Below are 21,734 nucleotides of genomic sequence, written 5' to 3' on the forward strand. Positions count from 1 at the left end.
CACTGGGTCACCGACAGGGCTACAGCCCATCGCCGATTGTGCAGGCACACCCGCCTCACGCGCGAGACACGCTCTCGGCAGTTTGCAGCCAGCACTGGCTCACTCCGGTAGCCCTCATTTCCCAGAACCACTCACTTCGTTGACATGCCTCGCCTTGCTGGTCGAGGTCGAGCGTGCGAGGAGCTTTCACCGTGACGGCAGTCGAAGACACCACAGCACAAGACACAGCACCGGACGGCCCGGCAGCTATCACCGACGAGGAGATCTTCGCCGGACATCTCGGCGGCAAGCTGTCGGTCGAACTGGCGGCACCGCTCGAGACCCAGCGGGATCTGTCCATCGCGTACACCCCCGGGGTAGCCCAGGTCAGCCGCGCCATCGCTGCCGACCCGACACTCGCGAAGCGATACACCTGGACCGACCGCCTCGTCGCCGTCATCTCCGACGGTTCCGCAGTGCTCGGCCTGGGCGACATCGGCCCTCGGGCGTCGTTGCCGGTGATGGAAGGCAAGGCCGCACTGTTCAAGAAGTTCGCCGGCCTCGACTCCATCCCGATCGTGCTCGATACCAACGACGTCGACGAGATCGTCGAGACGATCGTGCGGCTGCGGCACAGTTTCGGGGCCGTCAACCTCGAAGACATCTCGGCTCCGCGCTGTTTCGAGATCGAACGACGCGTCGTCGATGCCCTCGAGTGCCCGGTGATGCACGACGATCAGCACGGCACCGCCATCGTCGTCCTCGCCGCGCTCACCGGCGCGACGCGGGTGCAGGGGCGCGCCCTGTCGGAGCTTCGCGTCGTCGTGTCCGGTGCCGGCGCGGCGGGGGTGGCCTGCGCCAACATCCTGCTCGCAGCCGGAATCTCCGATGTGGTGGTTCTCGATTCCAAGGGCATCATTTCGGCGGGGCGGGGCGATCTCGGCGACGTCAAGGCCGATCTTGCCGCTCGGACCAACCCGCGGGGGATCAGCGGGGGACCGGGCGACGCATTGGCCGGAGCCGACGTGTTCCTCGGCCTGTCCGCGGGCAAGGTCGACGAGAGCTACATTGCCTCGATGGCACCGCAGTCGATCGTGTTCGCGTTGTCCAACCCCGACCCGGAGATCCACCCGCAGGTGGCGGGAAAGTACGCCGCCATCGTCGCGACCGGGCGAAGTGACTTCCCGAACCAGATCAACAATGTTCTCGCCTTCCCCGGTGTGTTCAAGGGCGCGCTCGACGCGGGCGCTCGACGTATCACCGAAGGCATGAAGCTCGCCGCTGCCGAGGCAATCCTCTCGGTTCTCGGCGACGAGTTGGCTGCGGACAAGATCGTCCCGAGCCCACTCGATCCTCGTGTCGCCCCGGCCGTTGCGGACGCAGTTGCGGCAGCAGCGCGAGCCGAGGGCGTCGCGTAGGAAAACGGAAGAAACACCGGCGAACCCAGCCCTACCAGGGCCGGTAGTTCGCCGGTGTCTTTCGTTGTCGGACGGGTCAGACCTCGGCCAGTGCTGTCGGCGTCCGACGCAGGCGACCGGTGCCCGGAACGGACGCCCATACCGCCAGCGCGAGCAGGCCGTCGACGACGAGGGTCAGCACGGCCACCAGGATCGCACCGACCAGAACTCGCACGTAGTCGTACAGCGCGAGCCCGTCGAAGATGTATCTGCCGAGCCCGCCGAGGTTGACGTAGGCCGCGATGGTCGCAGTGGCGATGATCTGCAGGGTGGTGTTGCGCAGGCCACCGAGAATGAGCGGCAGCGCGTTGGGAATCTCGACTCGCAGCAGTACCTGGGTCTCGGTCATGCCCATGGATCGGGCGGCGTCGACCACGTTCGCATCGACGTTGGCGATGCCGGAGTACGTGCCGGCCAGCAGCGGTGGAATGCCCAGCAGTATCAGCGCGATGATCGGCGGCACCAGCCCCAATCCGATCACCAGAACCAGGAACACGAGAATGCCGAGAGTGGGCAGCGAACGGAGCGCGTTGACGAGCCCGACCACCACGGCTTCGCCGCGGCGCAGGTGACCGATGAGCAGGCCGACCGGTATCGCGATGACGGCAGAGAGCAGCACCGCGAGCAGGGAGTAATACATGTGCTCGACCAGTCGCGCGCCGATGCCCGTCGGTCCGGCCCAATTGGCACCGTCGACTATGTACGAGAACGCCTCGGAGAACAGGTTCATGTGCGCGCCTTCTTCTTCGGCGAACTCGAGTTCGGGCGGGTCCACGGGGTGAGTCGACGACCCAGCAGATACAGCGCCGCGTCGAATATCAACGCCAGGAACACGATCGAGATGATGCCTGCGAAGATCTGATCGGGATAGTCGCGCTGGTAGCCCTGCGTGAACAGCTGCCCGAGGCCACCGATTCCGATCACCGAACCCACCGAGACCAACGAGATGTTGGTGACCGTCACGACGCGAATGTTGGCTATCAGCACCGGAAGCGCCAAGGGCAGCTCGACCGCCACCGCTCGCCGCAGCGTCGAGAAGCCCATCGCCTCAGCGGAATCGACGACAGCGAACGGCACCGAATCGAGCGCTTCGGGAACCGCGCGAACGAGTAGCGCGGTGGAGTACACCGTCAGGGCGATCACCACGTTGAGCGGATCGAGCACCGGCAGACCGAGCACCGCGGGGATGGTGACGAACAGTGCCAGTGACGGCAGGGTGAACGCGATGCTGGCCACCGTCAACGTGATTCGGCGGACCCACTTCGTGTTTCGGACGAGAGTGCCGACCGGAATCGCGATGACCAGTCCGATGAGCAGCGGGACGAGTGAGAGATACAGGTGTGTTTTCGTGTAGCCGAGAACGACATCGAAGTTGTCGATCAGCCAGCTCACTGCTCGTCGCCTCGTGCCGCCTCGAAATGGTGCCGATTGCGCTCCTCGTCTTCCGACTTGCGTTGAGCAGCAAGGGTTTCGAGGATCTCGGCACCGTCGACACTGCCCACGGCTGCGCCGGACGCGTCCACCGCGACGCCTATTCCCGACGGTGACGAGATCGCCGAGTCGAGTGCCTGCCGCAGATCGCCGCCCTCGAGGAACAGGGATCCGCCCGCCGCAGAGCTCTCGTCGACGCTCCGGCCGTCGCGCACCTTCTCGACGCCGGTCGCATCGATCCAGCCCAGTGGATGCCGCTGCGAGTCGACGACGAGAACCCACTGCCCCTGGTTCAGCCGGAGCCCGTGGATCTCGTCCTCGGTGGCCGTCTCGATCTTATGCATCGTCACCGACTGCGCCGACCGGAACGACAGGCCTCGATAGCCACGATCGCGGCCGACGAAGGACGCCACGAAGGGCGTCGCCGGAGCGGCCAGAATCGTCTCGGGCTTGTCGTATTGCTGCAGTCGTCCGTGCGGCCCGAAGACCGCGATGTGGTCGCCGAGCCGTACTGCTTCGTCGATGTCATGGGTGACGAACACGATCGTCTTCTTCAGCTCCGCCTGCAGCCGCAGCATTTCGGTCTGCAGATCCTCGCGCACCACCGGGTCGACTGCGCTGAAAGGCTCGTCCATCAGCAGGATCGGCGGGTCGGCGGCGAGGGCGCGGGCCACCCCGACCCGCTGTTGCTGCCCGCCGGAGAGCTGCGCTGGATAGCGCGAGGCGAAGGCCGGGTCGAGGCCGACGCGTTCGAGCACGTCGAGTGCGGCCTTGCGCGCCGCGCGGCGCGACTCGCCGTTGAGCACCGGCACCGTCGCGACGTTGTCGACGACCGTCCGATGCGGCAACAGCCCGGCGCTCTGGATGACGTAGCCGATTCCGCGCCGCAACTTCACCGCATCGGTGTCCGCGATGTTGCGACCGTCCACCGTGATCAGGCCCGAGGTGGGAGTGATCATGCGGTTGATCATGCGCATCGACGTGGTCTTGCCGCAGCCGGACGGCCCCACGAACACGGTGAACGAGTGCGGCTCGATCACCAGGTCCAAGGAGTCGACTGCCGTGGTGCCATCCGGATATGTCTTGTTGACGTGCTCGAAGGTGATCATCAGCTGACCGGCTGGTCCAGGCCCTTGTCCTTGACCCACGCTGCCGCTGCCGCCGCCGGTTCTGCCTTCTCGTCACCGGACACCGAGGTGTTCAGCGCGATCAGCTCTTCGGTGGTGATCTGCGCCGACACGGCGTCGAGAACCTGGGTGAGCTTGTCCGACTGCTTGTCCGTGCGCAGCACCGGGATGATGTTCTGGGCGGCGAAGTTGTTTTCCGGGTCCTCCAGAACGACGAGGTCGTTCTGCGCGATCGCGGGCGAGGTCGTGAAGATGTCCGCGGCCGTGACCTGACCGGAGACGAGGGCCTCGACCGTGGCCGGTCCGCCGCCGTCCGAGATCGGAATGTAGTTGCCGGCCGAGATATCCAGGCCGTACTTGTCTCGCAGTCCCGGCAGGCCGCCGACGCGTTCCTGGAATTCCGGAGTACCGGCGAAGGTCACCTCGGACGAGAACGGTGCGAGATCGCCGATGGTGGTGAGGTTGCGTTCGGTCGCCGTGGCGCGAGTGACCACGACGGCATCCTTGTCCTCGCCGGGAGCCTGGGCCGTCACGGTCAGATCGTCGCCCAGGGCGGCGGGCAGCGCGGCGAGGACGTCCTCCGAGGACGTGGCGGTCGAGGATTCGTCCAAGTACTGCAGCAGGTTGCCGGTGTAGTCGGGGATCATGTCGATCGATCCGTCCCGCACGGCGGGGATGTAGGCCTCGCGGCTGCCGATGTTGAGCTTGGTGCTCACCTCGAAGCCGTTGGCGCGCAGTGCCTCGGCATAGATGTTGGCCACGGTCTCGGACTCGGGGAAGTTGGCCGAGCCGATGATGATGGAGTTGGTGTCACCGTTGCTCTGGCCGCCACCGCTGGAGAGTGGATCCGAATTTCCGCCGCAGGCGGTCAGAGCGGTGACCGAGAGAGCGAGCGCGGCAACGGCTGCCACGGCCCTCGGAGCGGAGAACGCACGCGTGATTCGGGAGGTGGTCATGATGTCCTTCCATCGGTTCGGGCACAGTCCTACCCATCTCCACCGGCCATCACCGCAGTACGGGGGAATCGGCAGAATCAGGACTCGGGCTGTTCGGGATGGTAGTCGAAATCCGGGTACCCATAAGGTTGGTTCGACTACCGTCTCGTTCGCATCTGTGCCCCGCAGTCGAGATCGGTAAACCAGACAGGCAGTGAACAGGAGGAAATGACGGTGCGTTCGTCGGTTCTGGCCACGGCCGTGGTGGTGTCGATCGCCGGACTCCTCGGTGGTTGCAGCGCGGCTCCTTCATCCGAGCCCGCGGCCGTAGTCGTCGGAGCCGGCAACTCGGACGTCTCCCGGCTGCTCGCACAGATATACGCCGGTGCCGTGAGGTCGACGGGAGCGGACGTCACCGTGGACGAGGATCTCGGTGATCGAGCCGAGTACCTCGCTGCCCTCGATCGAGGGGAGGTGACGATGGTTCCCGAGGTGACCGGGGATCTGCTGCGCACCTTCGACACCCTCGCCACGGCAACCGAGGCCGAGGACGTGTTCGTCGAACTGAACCGGTCACTGCCTGCCGGGTTGTCGGTGGGGGATTACGCGACGGCCGAGGACCGACTCGCCATCGCGGTGGCGTCGGGCACGGTGTTGGACGACGTCGTTTTCGGCGAAGACGTGACGATCGGGGTGGTCGAGGGTGAGGTGGATCCGCTGGACGTCGTACACGCTGTTCCGCGTCGGGAGCCGACGTTCACCGGGGCGAGTTTCGGAGAGTTCATGGTGTATCCGGATGCGCAGTTCGCCGTCGACGACCTGAATTCCGGTGCGGTGGGTGCTCTCGCGATCCGCACCGCGTCGTTCGGGCCACTTGCGAAAGAACTGACGACCCTGCCCGACGACGATCATGTGTTCCCGGCACAGAACGTCGTTCCGCTCTATCGCAACGGGGTGCTCGGTGAGAGTGCTCTGAGGTCGTTCTCGGTGGTGGCGGGAGAGCTGACGACAGCGGACCTCGCCGACATGATCGGCGAGGTCCGCAGCGGTGTTCCGTCAGGCGATGTCGCCGGCCGTTGGCTCGGCGAGCACAACCTCTGATGCGCTCGTCGTCGAGGCCCTGACCTTCCGGCCCAGATAGGCGCCCATGTGCTGAACAGCCTGGGCCGCTTCGCGCATGATCGACGCCTGCAGATGCGCGACGTGCCAGAGTTTCTTGTATTCGACGTGTTCGAGCTCGACGCCGGACAGGCGAAGCTTGTCCGCGAACGCGGTGATCTGTGCGAACAACACTTCGTCGGTGCCGACGTGCATGACGATCGGCGGCAGCCCGTCCAGGTTTCCCAGGAGTGGGGCGAAGCCCTGATCGAGCGGATCACCCGCGCCCAGGTAGGCATCGGCCGAGCTGTACGACCACCCGGTGTTGACCACGAGATCCCGGTCCTTGACTGCGTCGCGCGCACCGGGATCGACCCACGGCGAGATCAGTCCGAGGGCAGCCGGGCTGGTTCCGTCGTCCACCAGGCGACGCGCGGTGGCCACCGACAGTCCGCCGCCGGCCGAGTCGCCGGCGATGGCGATGCGGTCCGCGGTGAATCCGTGGGATCGAACCAGCTCACGGAACGCCGCCACTGCGTCGTCCAGACCTGCCGGATACGGATTCTCCGGTGCCAATCGGTAGTCGAGCACGTAGACGGCACTGGCCGATTCCCTGGCCAGGTGTGCAGCAAGTGAGCGGTGTGTGTTGATCGATCCGATCGTGTACGCGCCGCCGTGCAGGTACAGAATCGCGGTGTCGCGTTCGGTCGCGCCGACAGTGACGCGCTCGGCCTTTCGTCCGGCGAGGGTCAGCTTCTGCGCGACGGTTCCGTGGGGAAGCGTCTGCAGCGGAGCCCCGGCTTCGAGGATTCGCCGCTGAGTCCGGAACGAGAACCGCGGATTGAGCGCGACGCGGTAGAACGGCTTCAGCGCAGCCGCGACGATCGGCAGGGGGACGTAGAAGGACTTCATCGTGCGCCCGCCTACTTCTTCGAGCGCGGCAGCGCGCGCTTTGATACTGCAGCGATCAAGCCCTGGTATCGCGAGCCGGTGATGCGCTGCAGCAGATCGAGGGCAATGGCGTCGGATCCGATGAGTACCCGGCCCTTGCCCTTCTCGACACCCTTGAGGATGGTCTTGGCCGCATCGACGGGGGTGGTCTTCGCGAGCTTGGTGTCGAAGAACTTCGCGAAGTCCGCCTGGTCGTAGTTCTCGGCGACGGTGGCGTTGCGGGCGATGGCGGTCTTGATGCCGCCGGGGTGCACCACGGTCACCTTCACCGGAGCCTTGGAGATCAGCATCTCGATGCGCAGGGATTCGCTGAAGCCACGAACCGCGAACTTCGCCGCGTTGTACGCGGACTGCGAGGGGATCGCGAGTAGACCGAAGAGGCTGGAGATGTTGATGATGTGGCCGTCGCCCGAGGCCTGGATGTGCGGCAGAAATGCCTTGGTGCCGTTGACGACTCCCCAGAAGTCGACGTCGACGATGCGCTCGATGTCCTTGAACGAGGACTTGTCCACGTCACCGTGGTAGGCGATGCCCGCGTTGTTGTAGATCTGGTTGACCTTGCCGAAATGTGCGACGACGGCGTCGGCGTAGTCCAGCACCGTCTCGCGCTGTGAGACGTCGAGGAAATCCGACTTGACCTCGGCTCCCAGTGCCTCGGCCTGGCGGACGGTCTCGTCGAGCCCGGTGGTGTCGACGTCGGACAGGGCCAACTTCGCTCCACGTCCGGCCAGTTCGAGGGCCAGTGCGCGGCCGATTCCGGAGCCTGCGCCGGTGACGACGGCTACTTTGCCTGTGAATGCACTCATCGAGAGGTCACCTTGTCTGTGTTGTTGCCGGCGGGGCTGTTCGCCGACGGTGCGGAGGGCAGATCGGACGTTGCGACGCTACGGTACGCATCGAGATCGAAGTGTTTGGTCATCTTGCGGAACTCGAATGTGAAGCCCGGCCACAGTGTCGTGTTGTTGCCGTGCTTGTCGAGGTACCAGCTGGCGCAACCGCCGTTCATCCACACGCTCTTGGACAGCTGGTCCTGCAGGGTGACGTTGTACTCGTCCTGCACGTCCTTGCGCACCTCGATGGTGCCGATGTCGTGCTTGTCGATGGTGTTCAACGCGTCGACCAAGTAGTTGATCTGCGATTCGATCATGAAGACCATCGAGGTGTGTCCCAGGCCGGTGTTGGGGCCGACCAGAAAGAACATGTTGGGGAAGTTCGCAACCGCGGCACCCTTGTAACCCTGCTGGCCACCGTCGTCGAAGGTCTCGGCCAGTGTGCGGCCGTCCTTGCCGGTGATGCCCTGGTACGCGGGGGAGTCGGTGACGTGAAAACCGGTGGCGACGACGAGTGCGTCGATGGGCCGCTCGGTGCCGTCCTCGGTCACGATGGACCTTGCGCGGACCTCGGCGATGCCGTCGGTGACGAGATCGACGTTGCTCTGCGCCAGCGCGGGGTAGTACGCGTTCGAGATCAGCATTCTCTTGCAGCCGATCCGGAAGTTCGGGGTGACCTTGGCGCGCAGCGCCTTGTCCTTGATCTGGGTGCGCAGATGATTCTCCGACGCCCACTGCAACGGCTTCATGAAGGCTGGGGACTTCGTCAATCCGACGACCTGAGTCTCGCGCATCGCGTAGATGCCGGCGCGGGACAGCCGCTGGAAGCCCGGAACGTGCTTGAAGGCGAAACGCTCCAGCTTGGTGTACGGGCGATCGGCGCGGGGGAGGATCCACGGCGCCGTGCGCTGGTAGACGTCGAGGTGCTCGACCTGGCCTGCGATGGCAGGCACGATCTGAATCGCCGATGCGCCGGTGCCGATGACGGCAACGCGCTTGCCCGCGAGTGAGACGTCGTGATTCCACTGCGCGGAGTGGAAGACCTCGCCCTCGAAGTCGTGAATTCCCTTGATGTCGGGAAGGTTCGGCTCGCACAACGCGCCGACGGCCGAGACGACGATCTTCGCGGTGTAGTCGCCGGTGGTGGTCTTCACGTCCCAGCGACTGGTGTCGGCATTCCAGCGGGCCGAGGTGACGTCCGTCCCGAAGACGTGCTTGTCCATGACGCCGTATTTGCGGGCGACTCCGGAGATGTACTTCTGGATCTCGGGCTGGGTGGAGAACGAGCGGGTCCAGTCCGGATTCAGGGCGAACGAGTACGAGTACAGATGCGACGGCACGTCGCAGGCTGCGCCGGGGTAGGTGTTGTCGCGCCAGGTGCCACCCACATCATGGCCGCGTTCGATGACGACGAAGTCCTTCTTGCCTGCTTTTGTCAGCTTGATTGCGGCACCGAGGCCGGCGAATCCGCTGCCGATGATCAGCGTATCGACGTGACGCGGCGTCGTTGCACGGTCCGAAGTATCTGTTACGGGAAGACTCATGTAGAGGACAATAGAAGCTTATTGAGTGTGAGTCAATAGTTATTGACTAACACTCAATAGGATGATTGCATGGCGAATGTGAGCAACGCCGGCGTTCCGACAACAAAGAGGACACGACTCAGTCCGCAACAACGACGAGCACAACTGATCGAGCTCGGCACCGAAATGCTGGCCGAACGCCCCCTCGAACAGATCTCCGTAGAGGACATCGCCGATCAAGCGGGCGTCTCCCGAGGTCTACTGTTCCACTACTTCGCCTCCAAGCAGGACTTTCACCTCGAAATAGTGCGCGAGGCATCCCGGTCGATGCTCGAGAGAACAGCCCCCGATCCCGATCTCGAGCCCTTCGAGATCCTCCGCGATTCCATCGCCAACTACGTCGACTACGTCAGCGAAAAACGCGACACCTTCATCTCCCTGCTCCGTGGCACTGCCAGCGGAGACCCGCAGATGCGCGAGGTGTTTGAGCAGACCCGCACCACCATGGCCGATCGCACCCTGGTTCAACTCGCCGTGCTCGACATGGATGTGACCCCCACCGTCGACCTTGCCGTCCGCGGCTGGATCGCTTTCGTGGAAGAAGCCACCATCACCTGGCTCCGCGACCCCCGCATCAGTCGCGACGAACTCATCGACCTCAACGTCAACGCGCTGCCCGCCGTCGCCCTGGCACCGGGAATGATCGCCGCCCTCCTCGAATCCGACGCGGAAGTCGAAGTCGAAGCGGCGACCTGAGCCGCCCGCCCGCCACCCCGCTCGCGTCAATGGACCATTGCACCGCTCAGACGTATGCAGTGGTCCATTGACGCAGAAGCAGGGGTCTGGAAACGACGACAGCGGCCCACCCCTAGAAAGGGGTGGGCCGCTGTCGCTAGTGGACTTTTCTAGCCTTCGCCGACTGCGTTGAAGGCCTCGTCGATGATCTCGAGCTGCTCGACGGCGTGGACCTTGCTCGAGCCCGACGACGGGGCGGACATTGCGCGACGGGAGATGCGCTTGATGCCGACCAGTTTCTCGGGCATGAGCTCGGGCAACGCGAGACCGAAGAACGGCCACGCACCCTGGTTCGCGGGCTCTTCCTGAACCCAACGGAATTCCGTTGCGTTCGGGTAGCTTTCGAGCGCTTCCCGGATCCGGCGGACCGGCACGGGGTAGAGCTGTTCGATGCGGACGATGGCGACGTCGTCGCGGTTGTCCTTCTGCTTGCGAGCGAGGAGCTCGTAGTAGAGCTTTCCGCTGACCATCAGTACGCGCTTGACCGCACTGCGGTCACCGGTGCCGGTGTCGTAGGTGGGCTCGTCGAACACCGAGTGGAACTTGCCGTCGGTGAAGTCCTCGATGTTGCTCACCGCAGCCTTGTTGCGCAGCATCGACTTCGGGGTGAAGACGATCAGCGGACGACGGATGCCGTCACGCGCGTGCCTGCGCAGCAGATGGAAGTAGTTCGCGGGGGTCGAGGGGAGAGCGACGGTCATCGAGCCTTCGGCGCACAACGTCAGGAAGCGTTCGATGCGACCGGACGTGTGGTCGGGGCCTTGACCTTCGTGGCCGTGCGGCAACAGCAGCACGACGTCGGAGAGCTGACCCCACTTGGCTTCACCGGACGAGATGAACTCGTCGATGATGGACTGTGCGCCGTTGACGAAGTCGCCGAACTGCGCTTCCCACATCACCAGCGCGTCCGGGTTGCCCACGGAGTAGCCGTACTCGAAGCCGACGGCCGCGAACTCGCTCAGTGCGGAGTCGTAGACCATGAACTTGCCGGGGTTGTCGCTGCCCAGGTTCTGCAGCGGGGTGTACTCGGCTCCGGTCTTCCGGTCGATGATCACCGAGTGCCGCTGGGTGAACGTTCCGCGTCGGGTGTCCTGGCCGGAGAAGCGGATGTTGCGTCCCTCGTCCACGAGCGATCCGAGTGCGAGCAGCTCACCGAAGGCCCAGTCGACCTTGCCTTCGTACGACATTTCGCGACGCTTCTCGAGCACCGGCTTGACGCGCGGGTGCACGTTGAAGCCGTCGGGCACGTCGAGGTGGGCGTCGCCGATGCGGTGCAGGACCGATTTGTCGACGGCTGTCTTGAGCTTGGTGGGCAACTGCTGGTCGAGTTCGACGGACTCGCTGGGCTCGGGGGTGTACTTCTCGAGTTCACGCACCTCGTTGAAGACGCGTTCGAGCTGGCCCTGGTAGTCGCGGAGTGCGTCCTCGGCTTCCTTGAGCGAGATGTCGCCGCGGCCGATGAGCGATTCGGTGTAGCTCTTACGGACGCTGCGCTTGGTGTCGATCACGTCGTACATCGCAGGCTGGGTCATCGAGGGGTCGTCGCCCTCGTTGTGACCGCGTCGGCGGTAGCAGATCATGTCGATGACGACGTCCTTGTGGAACTTCTGACGGAAGTCCACCGCCAGCTGCGCGACCCAGGCGCATGCCTCGGGGTCGTCGCCGTTGACGTGGAAGATCGGGGCGGCGATCATCTTCGCCACGTCGGTGCAGTACTCGGAGGAGCGTGAGAACTCCGGCGAGGTGGTGAAGCCGACCTGGTTGTTGACGACGATGTGCACGGTGCCGCCGGTGCGGTAGCCCCGCAGATCCGACAGGTTCAGTGTCTCGGCGACGACGCCCTGGCCGGCGAACGCAGCATCTCCGTGCAGCATGAGAGGCAGGACGGAGTAGCCGCCCTGGCCGGTGCCCTTGTCGTGCAGGTCCTGCTTGGCTCGGACGAGTCCTTCGAGAACCGGATCGACGGCCTCGAGGTGCGACGGGTTCGCCGTGAGCGAGACCTTGATGTCGTTCTCGCCGAACATCTGGATGTACGTGCCCTCGGCACCGAGGTGGTACTTCACGTCGCCGGAGCCGTGTGCGGCGGCCGGGTTCATGTTGCCCTCGAACTCGGTGAAGATCTTCGAGTAGGGCTTGCCGACGATGTTGGCGAGCACGTTCAGTCGGCCGCGGTGCGGCATGCCGATGACGACCTCGTCGAGCGCGTACTCGGCGCTCTGGTCGATCACCGAATCCATCATCGGGATGACCGACTCGGCACCTTCGAGCGAGAAGCGCTTCTGCCCGACGTACTTGGTCTGCAGGAACGTCTCGAACGCCTCGGCGGCGTTGAGCTTGCTCAGGATGTACTTCTGCTGCGCCACAGTCGGTTTGACGTGCTTTGCCTCGACGCGTTCCTGCAGCCAGGACACCTGCTCGGTCTCGAGGATGTGGGTGTATTCGACGCCCACGTGGCGGCAGTACGAGTCGCGCAGGACGCTCAGCACGTCGCGCAGCTTCATCTTGTCCTTGCCGTGGAACCCGCCGACCTTGAACTCGCGGTCGAGATCCCACAGCGTGAGGTCGTGGCTGATCACGTCGAGATCCGGATGCATCCGGAACTTGTCCTTGGTGAACTGCAACGGATCGGTGTCGGCCATCAGGTGCCCGCGGTTGCGGTACGCCGCGATGAGCTCGAGCACTCGGGTGTTCTTGTCGACCGTGCCCTCGGGCAGATCCTTGCGCCAGCGGATGGGCTCGTACGGAATCTTGAGCGAATGGAACAGCTCGTCGTAGAACTCGTCGCTGATCAGCAGGTTGTGGATCGTCTTGAGGAAGTCGCCCGATTCCGCGCCCTGAATGATGCGGTGGTCGTACGTCGAGGTCAGGGTCATGAGCTTGCCGACACCGAACTCGGCGAGGCGCTCGTCGCTGGCCCCCTGGAACTCTGCCGGGTACTCCATCGCGCCGGCACCGATGATGGCACCCTGGCCCTTCATCAACCGCGGCACCGAGTGCACGGTTCCGATTCCGCCGGGATTGGTCAGCGAGATGGTGACACCCTGGAAGTCTTCACCGGTGAGCTTGCCGTCGCGGGCGCGGCGCACGATGTCCTCGTACGCGTTGTAGAACTGCGTGAAGGTGAAGTCCTGAGTGTTCTTGATCGCGGCGACAACGAGGGAACGGTTTCCATCCTTGCCGGGCAGGTCGATAGCGAGACCGAGATTGATCGCTGCGGGAGTGACGGCGTTCGGCTTGCCGTCTACCTCGGCGAAATGGCGGTTCATGTTCGGGAACGCCTTGACGGCCTGCACGATGGCATAACCGAGCAGGTGCGTGAACGAGATCTTGCCACCTCGGGTACGCGCGAGGTGGTTGTTGACGACGAGACGGTTGTCCACCATCAGCTTCGCCGGGATTGCACGGACACTTGTCGCGGTCGGAATTTGCAACGAGGCGGACATGTTCTTCGCCACCGCCGCTGCGGCACCGCGCAGAACCTTGCTCGACTCCTCGCCGAATTCGGCTGCAGCGGGAGCCGACTTGGCCGGAGCTGCCTTCTTCTCGGCAGGCTTGGCGGCAGGCTTCGAGGCTTCTGCCTTGGGAGCGGGGGCCTTCGGAGCTTCGGTTTTGGGAGCAGCCTTCGGCGCTTCGGTATTTGGAGCAGCCTTCGGCGCTTCGGACTTGGGAGCGTCGGTCTTCTGCGGAGTCGAGGCGGCAGGCTTGGCTGGGGGCGCGGGTGCTGCGGGAGGAGCAGACTTGGTCGAGCTACCGTTCGAGGCCGCGCCGTTGCCCGACGCGCCGTTGGAGTCGCCAGCCGTGTCGTCGTCCATCACGGCGTCGGGGTCGTAACCGGTGAGAAACTCGTGCCAGCTCGCGTCGACGGAGGAAGGGTCCTGCTTGAATCGCTGGTACATCTCGTCGACCAGCCATTGATTCTGTCCGAATTGGGTAGTAGAGCTGCTGCTCACGGCAGTAGTTCGCCTCGTTTCTGTCTTCGTTCCCGTTCAGCGCGCGTACATCTCCAGGCTAGACCTTTGGTCCAGCTCACATGTGTCCGGGACGTAGCTGTGATACGTACTCACCGGTAACCATCGGCCTCGTTGTCGATGACTCCTTGGACTATCGAATTATTCCCGCGGTTCGTTTCGGCTGCAGTCCACAACTGCGTGTAGAAGCCGCCACGGAAGCGAAGCTCCGAGTGTTGTCCGACTTCCACGATACGGCCGCCGTCGACGACCACGATGAGATCCGCTCGTGCGGCGGTAGCCAATCTGTGAGCAACGACCACGGCGGTGCGGGTGCGCGCGACGGCATTGCTGGCCGCAAGCACGGTGCGTTCGGTCGCCGGATCGAGTGTGGCGGTGGCCTCGTCGAGTAGGAGCAGGTCGGGGTCGACCAGCTCGGCTCGGGCCAGTGCGATCAGCTGTCTCTGACCCGCGGACAATCCTTGACCCCGTTCTCCTACGGGTTGGTGCATACCGCCACGAAGTGCAGCAATGGTGCTCAGAGCACCCACCGAACGAGCCGCCTGCTCGATATCGGCGCGGCTGGCATCGGGTCTGCCGTAGGCGATGTTCGACGCCACGGTTCCGGTGAACAGGTGCGCCTCCTGCGGTACGACGCCGAGTCGGTGCCGGTAGTCCGAGAGGCGATAGTCGCGCAGATCGTGGCCGCCGACCCGCACCGAACCGGAGGTCGGATCGTAGAAGCGGGCCAGCAGTTTCACCACGGTGGATTTGCCGGCTCCGGTGCGCCCGACCAGGGCGACAGTGGTGCCGGCAGGAATGGTGAGAGTTACCTCACGCAGTGCATCGGTATGAGCCCCGGCATACCGAAAACCGACGTCGACGAGATCGATGTCGGCCCTGAGGCGACCGCCCGGGAGAGCGGTGGGGTCCGCGGCGGTGGCAGTTTCGATCGAACTCGTAGTGCGTAGCAGGTCGCCGATGCGACCGACTCCGACGCGCGCCTGCTGGTAGCCGTCGAACACTTGCGAGAGCTGCTGGATCGGGCCGAAGAGCAGTCCGAGGTAGAGCACGAACGCCACGAGGGTTCCCGCGGTGGTCGCCCCGGTTGCGATCTGATGCGCGCCGACGAACACCACGACGGCAAGGGCGATGTCGGAGAGCAACGTGATGAGCGGAAAGAACACCGAGATCGCGGTCTGCGATCTCATCCGGCTCGCTCGGTAGCGGTTGGAACGCTCGGCGAACCGGGACGCGGCGTACTCCTCGCGACGGTATGCCTGTGCGGCGCGCAACCCCGTGACGTTTTCCTGGAAGTCGGCATTGACGATCGAAATACGTTCGCGGGACGTCGAGTACGCCGCCGAGGAAATTCGCCGGAAGATCACGGTGGCCACGGCAAGGGGTGGTACGACCGCCAGCGCCACCAGCCCGAGAGTGAGGTCGGTGACGAGCAGTGCGGCGGCAATGCCCACCACGGTCAGCACGCTCACCACGGCCGTCGATGCGCCCGTTTGAATGAACGACGAGAGCGCATCGACGTCGGTTGTCATCCGGGTCATGATGCGGCCGGACAGCTCACGTTCGTAGTAGTCCAGGCCCAGCCGCTGAATGTGCGCGTAACTGCGCACGCGTAGTCCGAAGAGCACCCGCTCACCCGCTCGCGCGGTGATCACCGTCGTCCAACAGACGACGAACCAACTCGCTGCGGCCAGCACGACGCCGATAGAGGTGGCGATCCACAGAGTGTTCGAGTCTCCGCGCGCCACTCCGCTGTCCACCGCAAAGCGCACGAGGGAGGGAAAAGCGATCGAGGCCAGCGAGTCCAGTGCGAGCAGCACCACCACGGCTGCGAGCAGCAACCTGACCGGTCCGAGCAACCTCGACAGCCGGAAACCTGGATCGGGGCGCCGGAGCTCGGATCCCGATGCGCCGGGATCCTCGGTCGCCGGAGGCAGGGCCGCGACGGCCTCGGCGATGGCCGGGGTGGGCGCGAGCGAGCCGAAGGCCCCTGCCATCGCAGGACCGTGCCCACCACCACCGCCGGGTGCGGGCGAGGCGATGGTGCCGGGCTCGGGAGTCGATTCGAGCGCGCTATCGGGCCACAGTGTTTCGGCCGAGGGCTCAGGGACCGTGCCCGGCTCGAACTCGCCGCCGCCTGTTTCGTCACCGCCTGTTTCATCACCGCCTGTTTCGTCACCGCCGGCGAGCAGGGCGCGGAACAGTGGACAACGCCGATCGAGTTCGTCGACCGTCCCGGTGTCGATGATGCGGCCGTTGTCGAGTACGGCGACTCGGTCGGCCAGTGTCAGGGTGGAGCGGCGATGAGCGAGGACGAGAGTCGCGCGAGAACGGACGCCGCGCAACGCGTCGAAGATCGCGGCTTCGGTCTCGGCGTCGACTGCCGAGGTGGCGTCGTCGAGGATCAGAATTCGCGGATCGACGAGCAGAGCTCGCGCGAGGGCGATGCGTTGTCGTTGACCTCCGGAGAGGGTGAGTCCGCGTTCGCCGACGAGGCTGTCGTATCCCTCGGGCAGCGCCTCGATGAAGGTGGAGGCCTGCGCCAGGCGCGCCGCGTGCTCGATCTCGTCCGTAGTGGCGTCGGGCCTACCGAGAGCGATATTGGCGGCGATGCTGTCGGAGAACAGGAACGGTTCGTCGAACACCAGGGACACCGCCTCGCGCAGCGATGTGGAGTCGAGGTCGTCGATATCGACGGACATGTCGCCGGATGTGAGCGCGATCCGGCCCGCGGAAGGGCGGTAGAAGCGGGGCAGCAGGAGCGCGAGCGCGGTCTTTCCCGAGCCCGCATGCCCGACGACGGCAACCGTTTCGCCGGGCGAGATAGTCAGGTTCAGGCCCGTGAGCACGTCCCGCTCGGGCTCGAATCCGAAGGTGACCTCGCTGATACTGACGCCGAGTGGGCCGTCGGGCAATGCGATCGGCTGCGTCGGTTCCGGGTCGGACGGCTCGGTGTCGACAACCTCGTAGACGCGTTCGACGGCAGCGCGGGAGAGCTGCGCCATGATGATCACGGACGAGACGGTTCGGGTGACGGCGGACAGCGTGGCGACGTAGGTGGCGAAGGCCAGAAATGTGCCGATGGTGATGTTGCCCTGCAGCGCAAGATAGCCGCCGAGGGCGATGACACCGACGAGACCGAGCTGGGGGATGGTGGCCATCGACGGTGCGAACCGTGAGTTGATCCGCGCCGACCGCATGCGCTCGGAGAACAGTGTGCGGCCGAGTGCTTCGATGCGGTCCACGGCGCGAGCTTCCTGGCCGAAGCCCTTGACCACTCTGACGCCGGTGACGGTTTCTTCGACATGCTGGGCAAGGTCGGCGGCGCGCTGCTGCGCAGACCAGGTGGCCGCGAACAGGATCGGGCGGATGCGGTAGACGACGATGCCGACCGCGGGAACGATGAGGACCGCGACCACGGTGAGCAGCGGAGACAGGTACGCCATGACCATGAGGGCAAGGACGAACTGCAGTAGCGCCCCGGCCGACAGCGGCACCATGGCCAGCAGTCCCTGCACGAGTTGCAGGTCGGTGATCGACCTCGACACGACCTGACCGGTACGGATCTCGTCCTGCTTGCGGCCGTCGAGCCGCTGCAACGAGGCCAGCAGGTCCAGGCGCAGATCGTGTTGGACGTCGATGGAGAGCCTGCCTGCGAGCATGCGCCGACCGAACTGGCAGGCGAATCGTACGAGACCCAACAGCGCAATGGCCACCGCGACCGTGAGGATGACCTCGCCCTTGCCCGCGGTCGCGTCGTCGATCGCCAACCTGGTGAGCAGTGGGAACGAGATATCGATGACCGCGGCGATCATCGTCACGCCCAGCGCGCCCAAGGCCGTGCGACGGTGCAGCATGCACTGCGCGATCAGACGCCGAATCCAGCCGCGCGGCGTGCGCGACGCATCGCTGTCGGCAGCGACATCACTACTCGACCGATCGAGCTCGACGAGGGTGCTGTTGTTCGCCGAGTCGCTGCCTGCGGCCTCGCCACGGTTCGTCACCGAATTACTGTGTGCCATCGATCGACAACGGTAGACCCGACCACCGACACGATCGGCAGGCGAATGCGGGTCCCGGCGTCGACCTCAGTCGATGTCGCGGGTGCGGGCCGTAAACCAGCCGCCACCGGTCAGCACCGCGGCCCACAGCGCGAGCCCGAGCGGTGCCCACGGCCACGACGCCAGATCAGCGGCGCCGTCCAACTGAGTCGCCGCCATCGTCGGCAGTGTCAGGTTCGACGGCAACACGATGGCGATCGGTCCCAATCCCACTCCGAACAGGATCAGCGAGAGCAGTCCCTCGCCGAACGGCAGCCAGGCGACCAGCACGATCGCGGACCACGTCGGAGATTTGAGCAACAGGCCCAGGCCGGCACCGATCATCGACCACAGCACGATGGCCAGTAGGCACGATGCCACGACACCGATGAACGGGCCGTCGAGAACCACGGTCCGGTCGTTGAAGATCAGCAGACAGATCAGGCTGGCCAGCAAGACGATCAGTCCGTATCCGAGCCCGAACAGGGCAGTGACGATGAGCTTGGCCGCGATCACCCCGTCGCGGCCGCGGGCCGTCAGGAAGCTGGTGGTGATGGTCTTGTGGGGAAATTCGGTTCCGGCATTGACGGCACCGAAGATGCCGGCGAACAGAATCGCGGCACCGGCAGCGACGTACAGGCCGATCGAGGCGACCCCACCCGAGATCTGGAGGTCCTCCTCGAATTCACCCAACTGGTTCGCGATGACCGAGGTGATGACGGAGGCGAAAATTCCGACCACGATCGGTGCGATCGCCAGTGCCCACCAGAATTTCAGCGTCGTGACTTTGCGGATCTCCGAGGTCAACAGCGCGTTCATCGGGGACCTCCGTTCCAGTTCTGCGGCGGACCGTAATTCGGTGGCGGCGCGCCGTGGCCCTGCTGATAACCCGGGGGTGGTCCGTAGCCCTGCTGGTAGCCCGCCGGTGGTCCGTAGCCCGGTTGATGTCCGGGCGGCGGTCCGTACGGATCCTGCCGAACGGGTGCCGCGGCGTATTGACCCGCGGTCATGGACAGGAACACCTGCTCGAGGTCGACGTGTTCGCTGGTGGTGCCGAATACCGTGACAGCGGCACCGACGGCGATGCGTGCGATGGCGGCCTCGTCGACGCCGGCGACGCCGATGCGCCCGTCGGGCAGCAGTTGAGTGTCGTTGATGCCGTTCGAAGCCAACGCGAGAGCGAGTTTTGCGGGGTCCGATGCCGCCACGAGCACGCGACTCGGGCGGGTGGACCGTAGCTGTGCGATCGAACCCTGATACATCAGTGCGCCTGCGCTGACGATGACCAGGTTGTCGACTGTCTGCTCGATTTCGCGGAGGATGTGACTCGATACCAGGACCGTGCGACCCGACGCGGCAAACCCCTTGAGGAAGTCGCGAAGCCAGGCGATTCCTTCGGGGTCGAGACCGTTCGCGGGTTCGTCGAGTACGAGGATCTCCGGATCTCCGAGCAGAGCCGTCGCCAGTGTCAGGCGTTGACGCATGCCGAGGGAGAAGCCCCCTGCGGCGCGGTCTGCGGCATCGCCGAGGCCTACCAGGTTCAGCACGTCGAGTGCGCGGCTGTCGGGCACCCCGATCGCGGCGGTGTAGATCTGCAGATGATGTGCGGCGGTGCGCTTGGGATGCAGGCTCAGCGAGTCGAGGACGGCTCCGACCGTGCGTGCCGGGTGCGTGGCCGCGCGAAACGGGCTGCCGTTGACGAGGCCGACACCCGAGGTGGGTGCGACGAGTCCGAGCAGCATGCGCAGGGTGGTGGTCTTACCCGATCCGTTGGGGCCGAGGAATCCGGTGACGGTGCCGCGTGGAACGACGAAGCTCAGCTCCGACACCGCGCGAACGGTGCCGAACTGCTTGGTCAGGGCCTGCGCTTCCAGTGCTGCTCCCGGATAGCTGGTCATCTGTGCGAAATCCCCCTGGCCGTTGGTCACCTCGTGTGCCGGCTGCGCGAGGCAACCGGTACCCGAGGCTACGGGGTGCTCGGGTGTCACCTGTGCAATGCGGCGGCGATCTCTCGGTAGGTCTCGAGCGGATCGGCGTCGTCGGGGAGCGCGTGCAGTGTCACGTGCGATGCTCCGGCACCCAGATGCTCGTTCAGTCGAGCGGCGATTGCGTCGGCCGTGCCGTGCGCCACCAATGCGTCGATCAGGCGGTCACTGCCGCCGTCACCGATTTCCTCGTCCGAGTAGCCGAGCCGGTTCAGATTGTTGGTGTAGTTGCGCAGGTGCAGGTAGGGGTTGTTGACCGGCGGTCGGCCGATCGACCGCGCCTGCTCCGGATCGGATTCGAGTACCACTTTGTGTTCGGGTGCCAGGATCTTGTTCGGTCCCAGTGCTTCTCGCGCCTCGCGGGTGTGCTCGGGGGTGGTCAGGTAAGGATGCGCACCGGCGGTGCGGTCGGCGGCAAGGGCAAGCACCTTGGGCCCGAGCGCCGCGAGGACGCGCCGCTCCACCGGCACTCCGGCGGTGTCGAGGTCGTCGAGATACGCCACCAGGGCGTCGTACGGCTTGGTGTACTCCTGCGTCGCCTCGGGGTGGCCGGCACCGATTCCGAGGAGGAAGCGTCCTGGGTGCTTGCTCTCCAACCGGTGATACGACGCGGCGACGTCGGCCGCGGAATCGGACCAGATGTTGACGATTCCGGTTGCCACGACGATCGTCTCGGTGGCGTCGAGAATCTCCTCACTGGTAGCCAGATCCGCCGGCGGCGAGCCGCCCAGCCAGATCGTGCCGTAACCGAACGATTCGATCGCGCGCGACAGTTCGGGGGTGAAAGCCGAATGAAGTCGCCAGACGCCGTACGTGCCGAGTTCAGGTGTGGAAGTCATATCGAGTGCAACCCCTCCGCCTCGCGATGATTCCGCATCTCAGGCGTCGGGCTCGATGACGAGATTCTCCGGAAAGCGAGCGGGCGGTGCTCCGAAGGCATCGCGGGCGTTTTTGATGACGCCCTTGCCGACGGCGCGGTTTCCTGCTCCGCCGATCGCCGCGCCGATTCCGGCGGGGAGCATCTTGCCTACCACCAGCGCGCTGCGCCTGGCGAGGTACTTGGTGATGAACTTCTTCGCCAGAGACTTGTTCATGCTCGTCATCGAGCCACGGGGGATGCGGGAGGTGATCAGTGGTCCCCAGTTCTTGGCGGTCTTACCGACCGTCCGCTGCACGATCTGCATGCCCGACTCGCCCAGCGCGACCGAGAGCACCAGTGCGCGCCGCTGTTGGTGGTTCTCGACGGGAATGCCGTGCACGGACGCGACCGACAGCGTCAGCAGAGCCGAGGACTCGATGAAGAATGCGGTTTCGGCACCCACGGCGGTGAGCGACGCGACGGTTCCGATGCCGGGGATCGCCGCTGCGCCGCCCACCGCCGATCCACTGCCGGTGACCGCGAGCAGGAATCGCTTCTCGAGGCGTTCGATGATCTGCGCCGGGGTGTCGTACGGGTGTGCCCGACGCACGTGCGCCACGTACTTGTCGACAGCAGGTCCCTGCAGGCGGCTGGCGTTGTCGAGAATGTTGACCAGCGCACGTTCGAGCTTGCCTCCGTTAGAGACCTCGACCTCTGCATCGTCCTTTTTCCCTGCCATCGGTATCTCTTTCGGTC

The 21,734-nt window shown here is 65.1% G+C and carries 16 protein-coding genes; 3 read left to right on the forward strand and 13 right to left on the reverse strand.

Annotated elements, in window-relative coordinates:
• Positions 1-191 precede the first annotated feature (191 nt).
• Complete coding sequence (locus RHODMAR_RS10760) at positions 192-1,397, forward strand: NAD(P)-dependent malic enzyme (RefSeq protein ID WP_008714327.1); 1,206 nt, start codon at positions 192-194, stop codon at positions 1,395-1,397.
• Positions 1,398-1,473: 76 nt separating this feature from the next.
• On the opposite strand, the gene RHODMAR_RS10765 is transcribed toward RHODMAR_RS10760, so the two are convergent.
• From RHODMAR_RS10765 to RHODMAR_RS10780, 4 genes are read right to left on the reverse strand one after another with little or no spacing between them, the layout of a single operon-like run.
• On the reverse strand, positions 1,474-2,166 hold the full coding sequence (locus tag RHODMAR_RS10765; protein WP_008714328.1) for an ABC transporter permease: 693 nt from the start codon (positions 2,164-2,166) through the stop codon (positions 1,474-1,476).
• Positions 2,163-2,828, reverse strand: a complete 666-nt coding sequence (locus RHODMAR_RS10770; protein ID WP_008714329.1) for an ABC transporter permease — start codon at positions 2,826-2,828, stop codon at positions 2,163-2,165. Before RHODMAR_RS10770 ends, RHODMAR_RS10765 begins: the two co-directional genes overlap by 4 nt.
• On the reverse strand, positions 2,825-3,976 hold the full coding sequence (locus tag RHODMAR_RS10775) for an ABC transporter ATP-binding protein (RefSeq protein ID WP_042938735.1): 1,152 nt from the start codon (positions 3,974-3,976) through the stop codon (positions 2,825-2,827). Before RHODMAR_RS10775 ends, RHODMAR_RS10770 begins: the two co-directional genes overlap by 4 nt.
• Entirely contained in the window at positions 3,976-4,950 is a 975-nt protein-coding gene (locus tag RHODMAR_RS10780; protein WP_008714330.1) for an ABC transporter substrate-binding protein, read from the reverse strand. The genes RHODMAR_RS10775 and RHODMAR_RS10780 overlap by 1 nt, the downstream gene beginning before the upstream one ends.
• Positions 4,951-5,157: 207 nt before the next feature.
• Here RHODMAR_RS10780 and RHODMAR_RS10785 point away from each other — a divergent pair, with 207 nt between their 5' ends.
• On the forward strand, positions 5,158-6,030 hold the full coding sequence (locus RHODMAR_RS10785; protein ID WP_008714332.1) for a glycine betaine ABC transporter substrate-binding protein: 873 nt from the start codon (positions 5,158-5,160) through the stop codon (positions 6,028-6,030).
• Here the strand turns inward: RHODMAR_RS10785 and RHODMAR_RS10790 are convergent.
• From RHODMAR_RS10790 to RHODMAR_RS10800, 3 genes are read right to left on the reverse strand one after another with little or no spacing between them, the layout of a single operon-like run.
• A complete protein-coding gene (locus RHODMAR_RS10790) occupies positions 5,986-6,939 on the reverse strand; it encodes an alpha/beta hydrolase (protein ID WP_008714334.1) in 954 nt (317 codons plus the stop codon). The two genes, RHODMAR_RS10785 and RHODMAR_RS10790, sit on opposite strands and share 45 nt — an antisense overlap.
• An 11-nt stretch (positions 6,940-6,950) precedes the next feature.
• On the reverse strand, positions 6,951-7,784 hold the full coding sequence (locus RHODMAR_RS10795) for an SDR family NAD(P)-dependent oxidoreductase (RefSeq protein WP_008714336.1): 834 nt from the start codon (positions 7,782-7,784) through the stop codon (positions 6,951-6,953).
• Positions 7,781-9,352 (reverse strand): flavin-containing monooxygenase, encoded by a 1,572-nt coding sequence (locus RHODMAR_RS10800; protein WP_008714339.1) that lies wholly within the window; start codon positions 9,350-9,352, stop codon positions 7,781-7,783. The genes RHODMAR_RS10795 and RHODMAR_RS10800 overlap by 4 nt, the downstream gene beginning before the upstream one ends.
• A 69-nt stretch (positions 9,353-9,421) precedes the next feature.
• Between RHODMAR_RS10800 and RHODMAR_RS10805 the strand changes: the two genes are divergently transcribed.
• Positions 9,422-10,087, forward strand: coding sequence for a TetR/AcrR family transcriptional regulator (locus tag RHODMAR_RS10805; RefSeq protein ID WP_008714342.1), 666 nt, complete (start codon positions 9,422-9,424; stop codon positions 10,085-10,087).
• 149 nt (positions 10,088-10,236) lie between these two features.
• On the opposite strand, the gene RHODMAR_RS10810 is transcribed toward RHODMAR_RS10805, so the two are convergent.
• The 6 genes from RHODMAR_RS10810 to RHODMAR_RS10835 all read right to left on the reverse strand — a co-directional run bounded on the left by RHODMAR_RS10810 (position 10,237) and on the right by RHODMAR_RS10835 (position 21,717).
• Entirely contained in the window at positions 10,237-14,076 is a 3,840-nt protein-coding gene (locus RHODMAR_RS10810; RefSeq protein ID WP_008714344.1) for a multifunctional oxoglutarate decarboxylase/oxoglutarate dehydrogenase thiamine pyrophosphate-binding subunit/dihydrolipoyllysine-residue succinyltransferase subunit, read from the reverse strand.
• 110 nt (positions 14,077-14,186) lie between these two features.
• Positions 14,187-17,951: an ABC transporter ATP-binding protein gene (locus RHODMAR_RS10815; RefSeq protein ID WP_232433626.1), complete on the reverse strand. Its 3,765-nt coding sequence runs from the start codon at positions 17,949-17,951 to the stop codon at positions 14,187-14,189.
• A gap of 231 nt (positions 17,952-18,182) precedes the next feature.
• Positions 18,183-18,953 carry an ABC transporter permease gene (locus RHODMAR_RS10820; protein WP_008714347.1) on the reverse strand — a complete coding sequence of 257 codons (771 nt, stop codon included), beginning with the start codon at positions 18,951-18,953 and terminating at the stop codon, positions 18,183-18,185.
• Complete coding sequence (locus tag RHODMAR_RS10825; RefSeq protein ID WP_042938761.1) at positions 18,950-20,032, reverse strand: ATP-binding cassette domain-containing protein; 1,083 nt, start codon at positions 20,030-20,032, stop codon at positions 18,950-18,952. The genes RHODMAR_RS10820 and RHODMAR_RS10825 overlap by 4 nt, the downstream gene beginning before the upstream one ends.
• 86 nt (positions 20,033-20,118) lie before the next feature.
• On the reverse strand, positions 20,119-20,958 hold the full coding sequence (locus tag RHODMAR_RS10830; protein ID WP_008714351.1) for an LLM class F420-dependent oxidoreductase: 840 nt from the start codon (positions 20,956-20,958) through the stop codon (positions 20,119-20,121).
• A 39-nt stretch (positions 20,959-20,997) separates the two neighbouring features.
• The gene (locus RHODMAR_RS10835; RefSeq protein WP_008714353.1) at positions 20,998-21,717 is read right to left on the reverse strand and encodes a hypothetical protein; all 720 of its coding nucleotides are present in this window, start codon (positions 21,715-21,717) and stop codon (positions 20,998-21,000) included.
• Between the last annotated feature and the right edge of the window lie 17 nt (positions 21,718-21,734).

Source organism: Rhodococcus sp. AW25M09 (genome assembly GCF_000333955.1).
GTDB lineage: Bacteria > Actinomycetota > Actinomycetes > Mycobacteriales > Mycobacteriaceae > Rhodococcoides.

What these genes read in the sequence shown, in the direction of transcription:
- RHODMAR_RS10820 (WP_008714347.1), bottom strand. Translation starts at nt 18,953, where the DNA reads ATGAACGCGCTGTTGACCTCGGAGATCCGCAAAGTCACGACGCTGAAA.
- RHODMAR_RS10785 (WP_008714332.1), top strand. Translation starts at nt 5,158, where the DNA reads ATGACGGTGCGTTCGTCGGTTCTGGCCACGGCCGTGGTGGTGTCGATC.
- RHODMAR_RS10795 (WP_008714336.1), bottom strand. Translation starts at nt 7,784, where the DNA reads ATGAGTGCATTCACAGGCAAAGTAGCCGTCGTCACCGGCGCAGGCTCC.
- RHODMAR_RS10805 (WP_008714342.1), top strand. Translation starts at nt 9,422, where the DNA reads ATGGCGAATGTGAGCAACGCCGGCGTTCCGACAACAAAGAGGACACGA.
- RHODMAR_RS10790 (WP_008714334.1), bottom strand. Translation starts at nt 6,939, where the DNA reads ATGAAGTCCTTCTACGTCCCCCTGCCGATCGTCGCGGCTGCGCTGAAG.
- RHODMAR_RS10815 (WP_232433626.1), bottom strand. Translation starts at nt 17,951, where the DNA reads ATGCTGCACCGTCGCACGGCCTTGGGCGCGCTGGGCGTGACGATGATC.
- RHODMAR_RS10835 (WP_008714353.1), bottom strand. Translation starts at nt 21,717, where the DNA reads ATGGCAGGGAAAAAGGACGATGCAGAGGTCGAGGTCTCTAACGGAGGC.
- RHODMAR_RS10775 (WP_042938735.1), bottom strand. Translation starts at nt 3,976, where the DNA reads ATGATCACCTTCGAGCACGTCAACAAGACATATCCGGATGGCACCACG.
- RHODMAR_RS10800 (WP_008714339.1), bottom strand. Translation starts at nt 9,352, where the DNA reads ATGAGTCTTCCCGTAACAGATACTTCGGACCGTGCAACGACGCCGCGT.
- RHODMAR_RS10825 (WP_042938761.1), bottom strand. Translation starts at nt 20,032, where the DNA reads ATGACCAGCTATCCGGGAGCAGCACTGGAAGCGCAGGCCCTGACCAAG.
- RHODMAR_RS10765 (WP_008714328.1), bottom strand. Translation starts at nt 2,166, where the DNA reads ATGAACCTGTTCTCCGAGGCGTTCTCGTACATAGTCGACGGTGCCAAT.
- RHODMAR_RS10830 (WP_008714351.1), bottom strand. Translation starts at nt 20,958, where the DNA reads ATGACTTCCACACCTGAACTCGGCACGTACGGCGTCTGGCGACTTCAT.
- RHODMAR_RS10780 (WP_008714330.1), bottom strand. Translation starts at nt 4,950, where the DNA reads ATGACCACCTCCCGAATCACGCGTGCGTTCTCCGCTCCGAGGGCCGTG.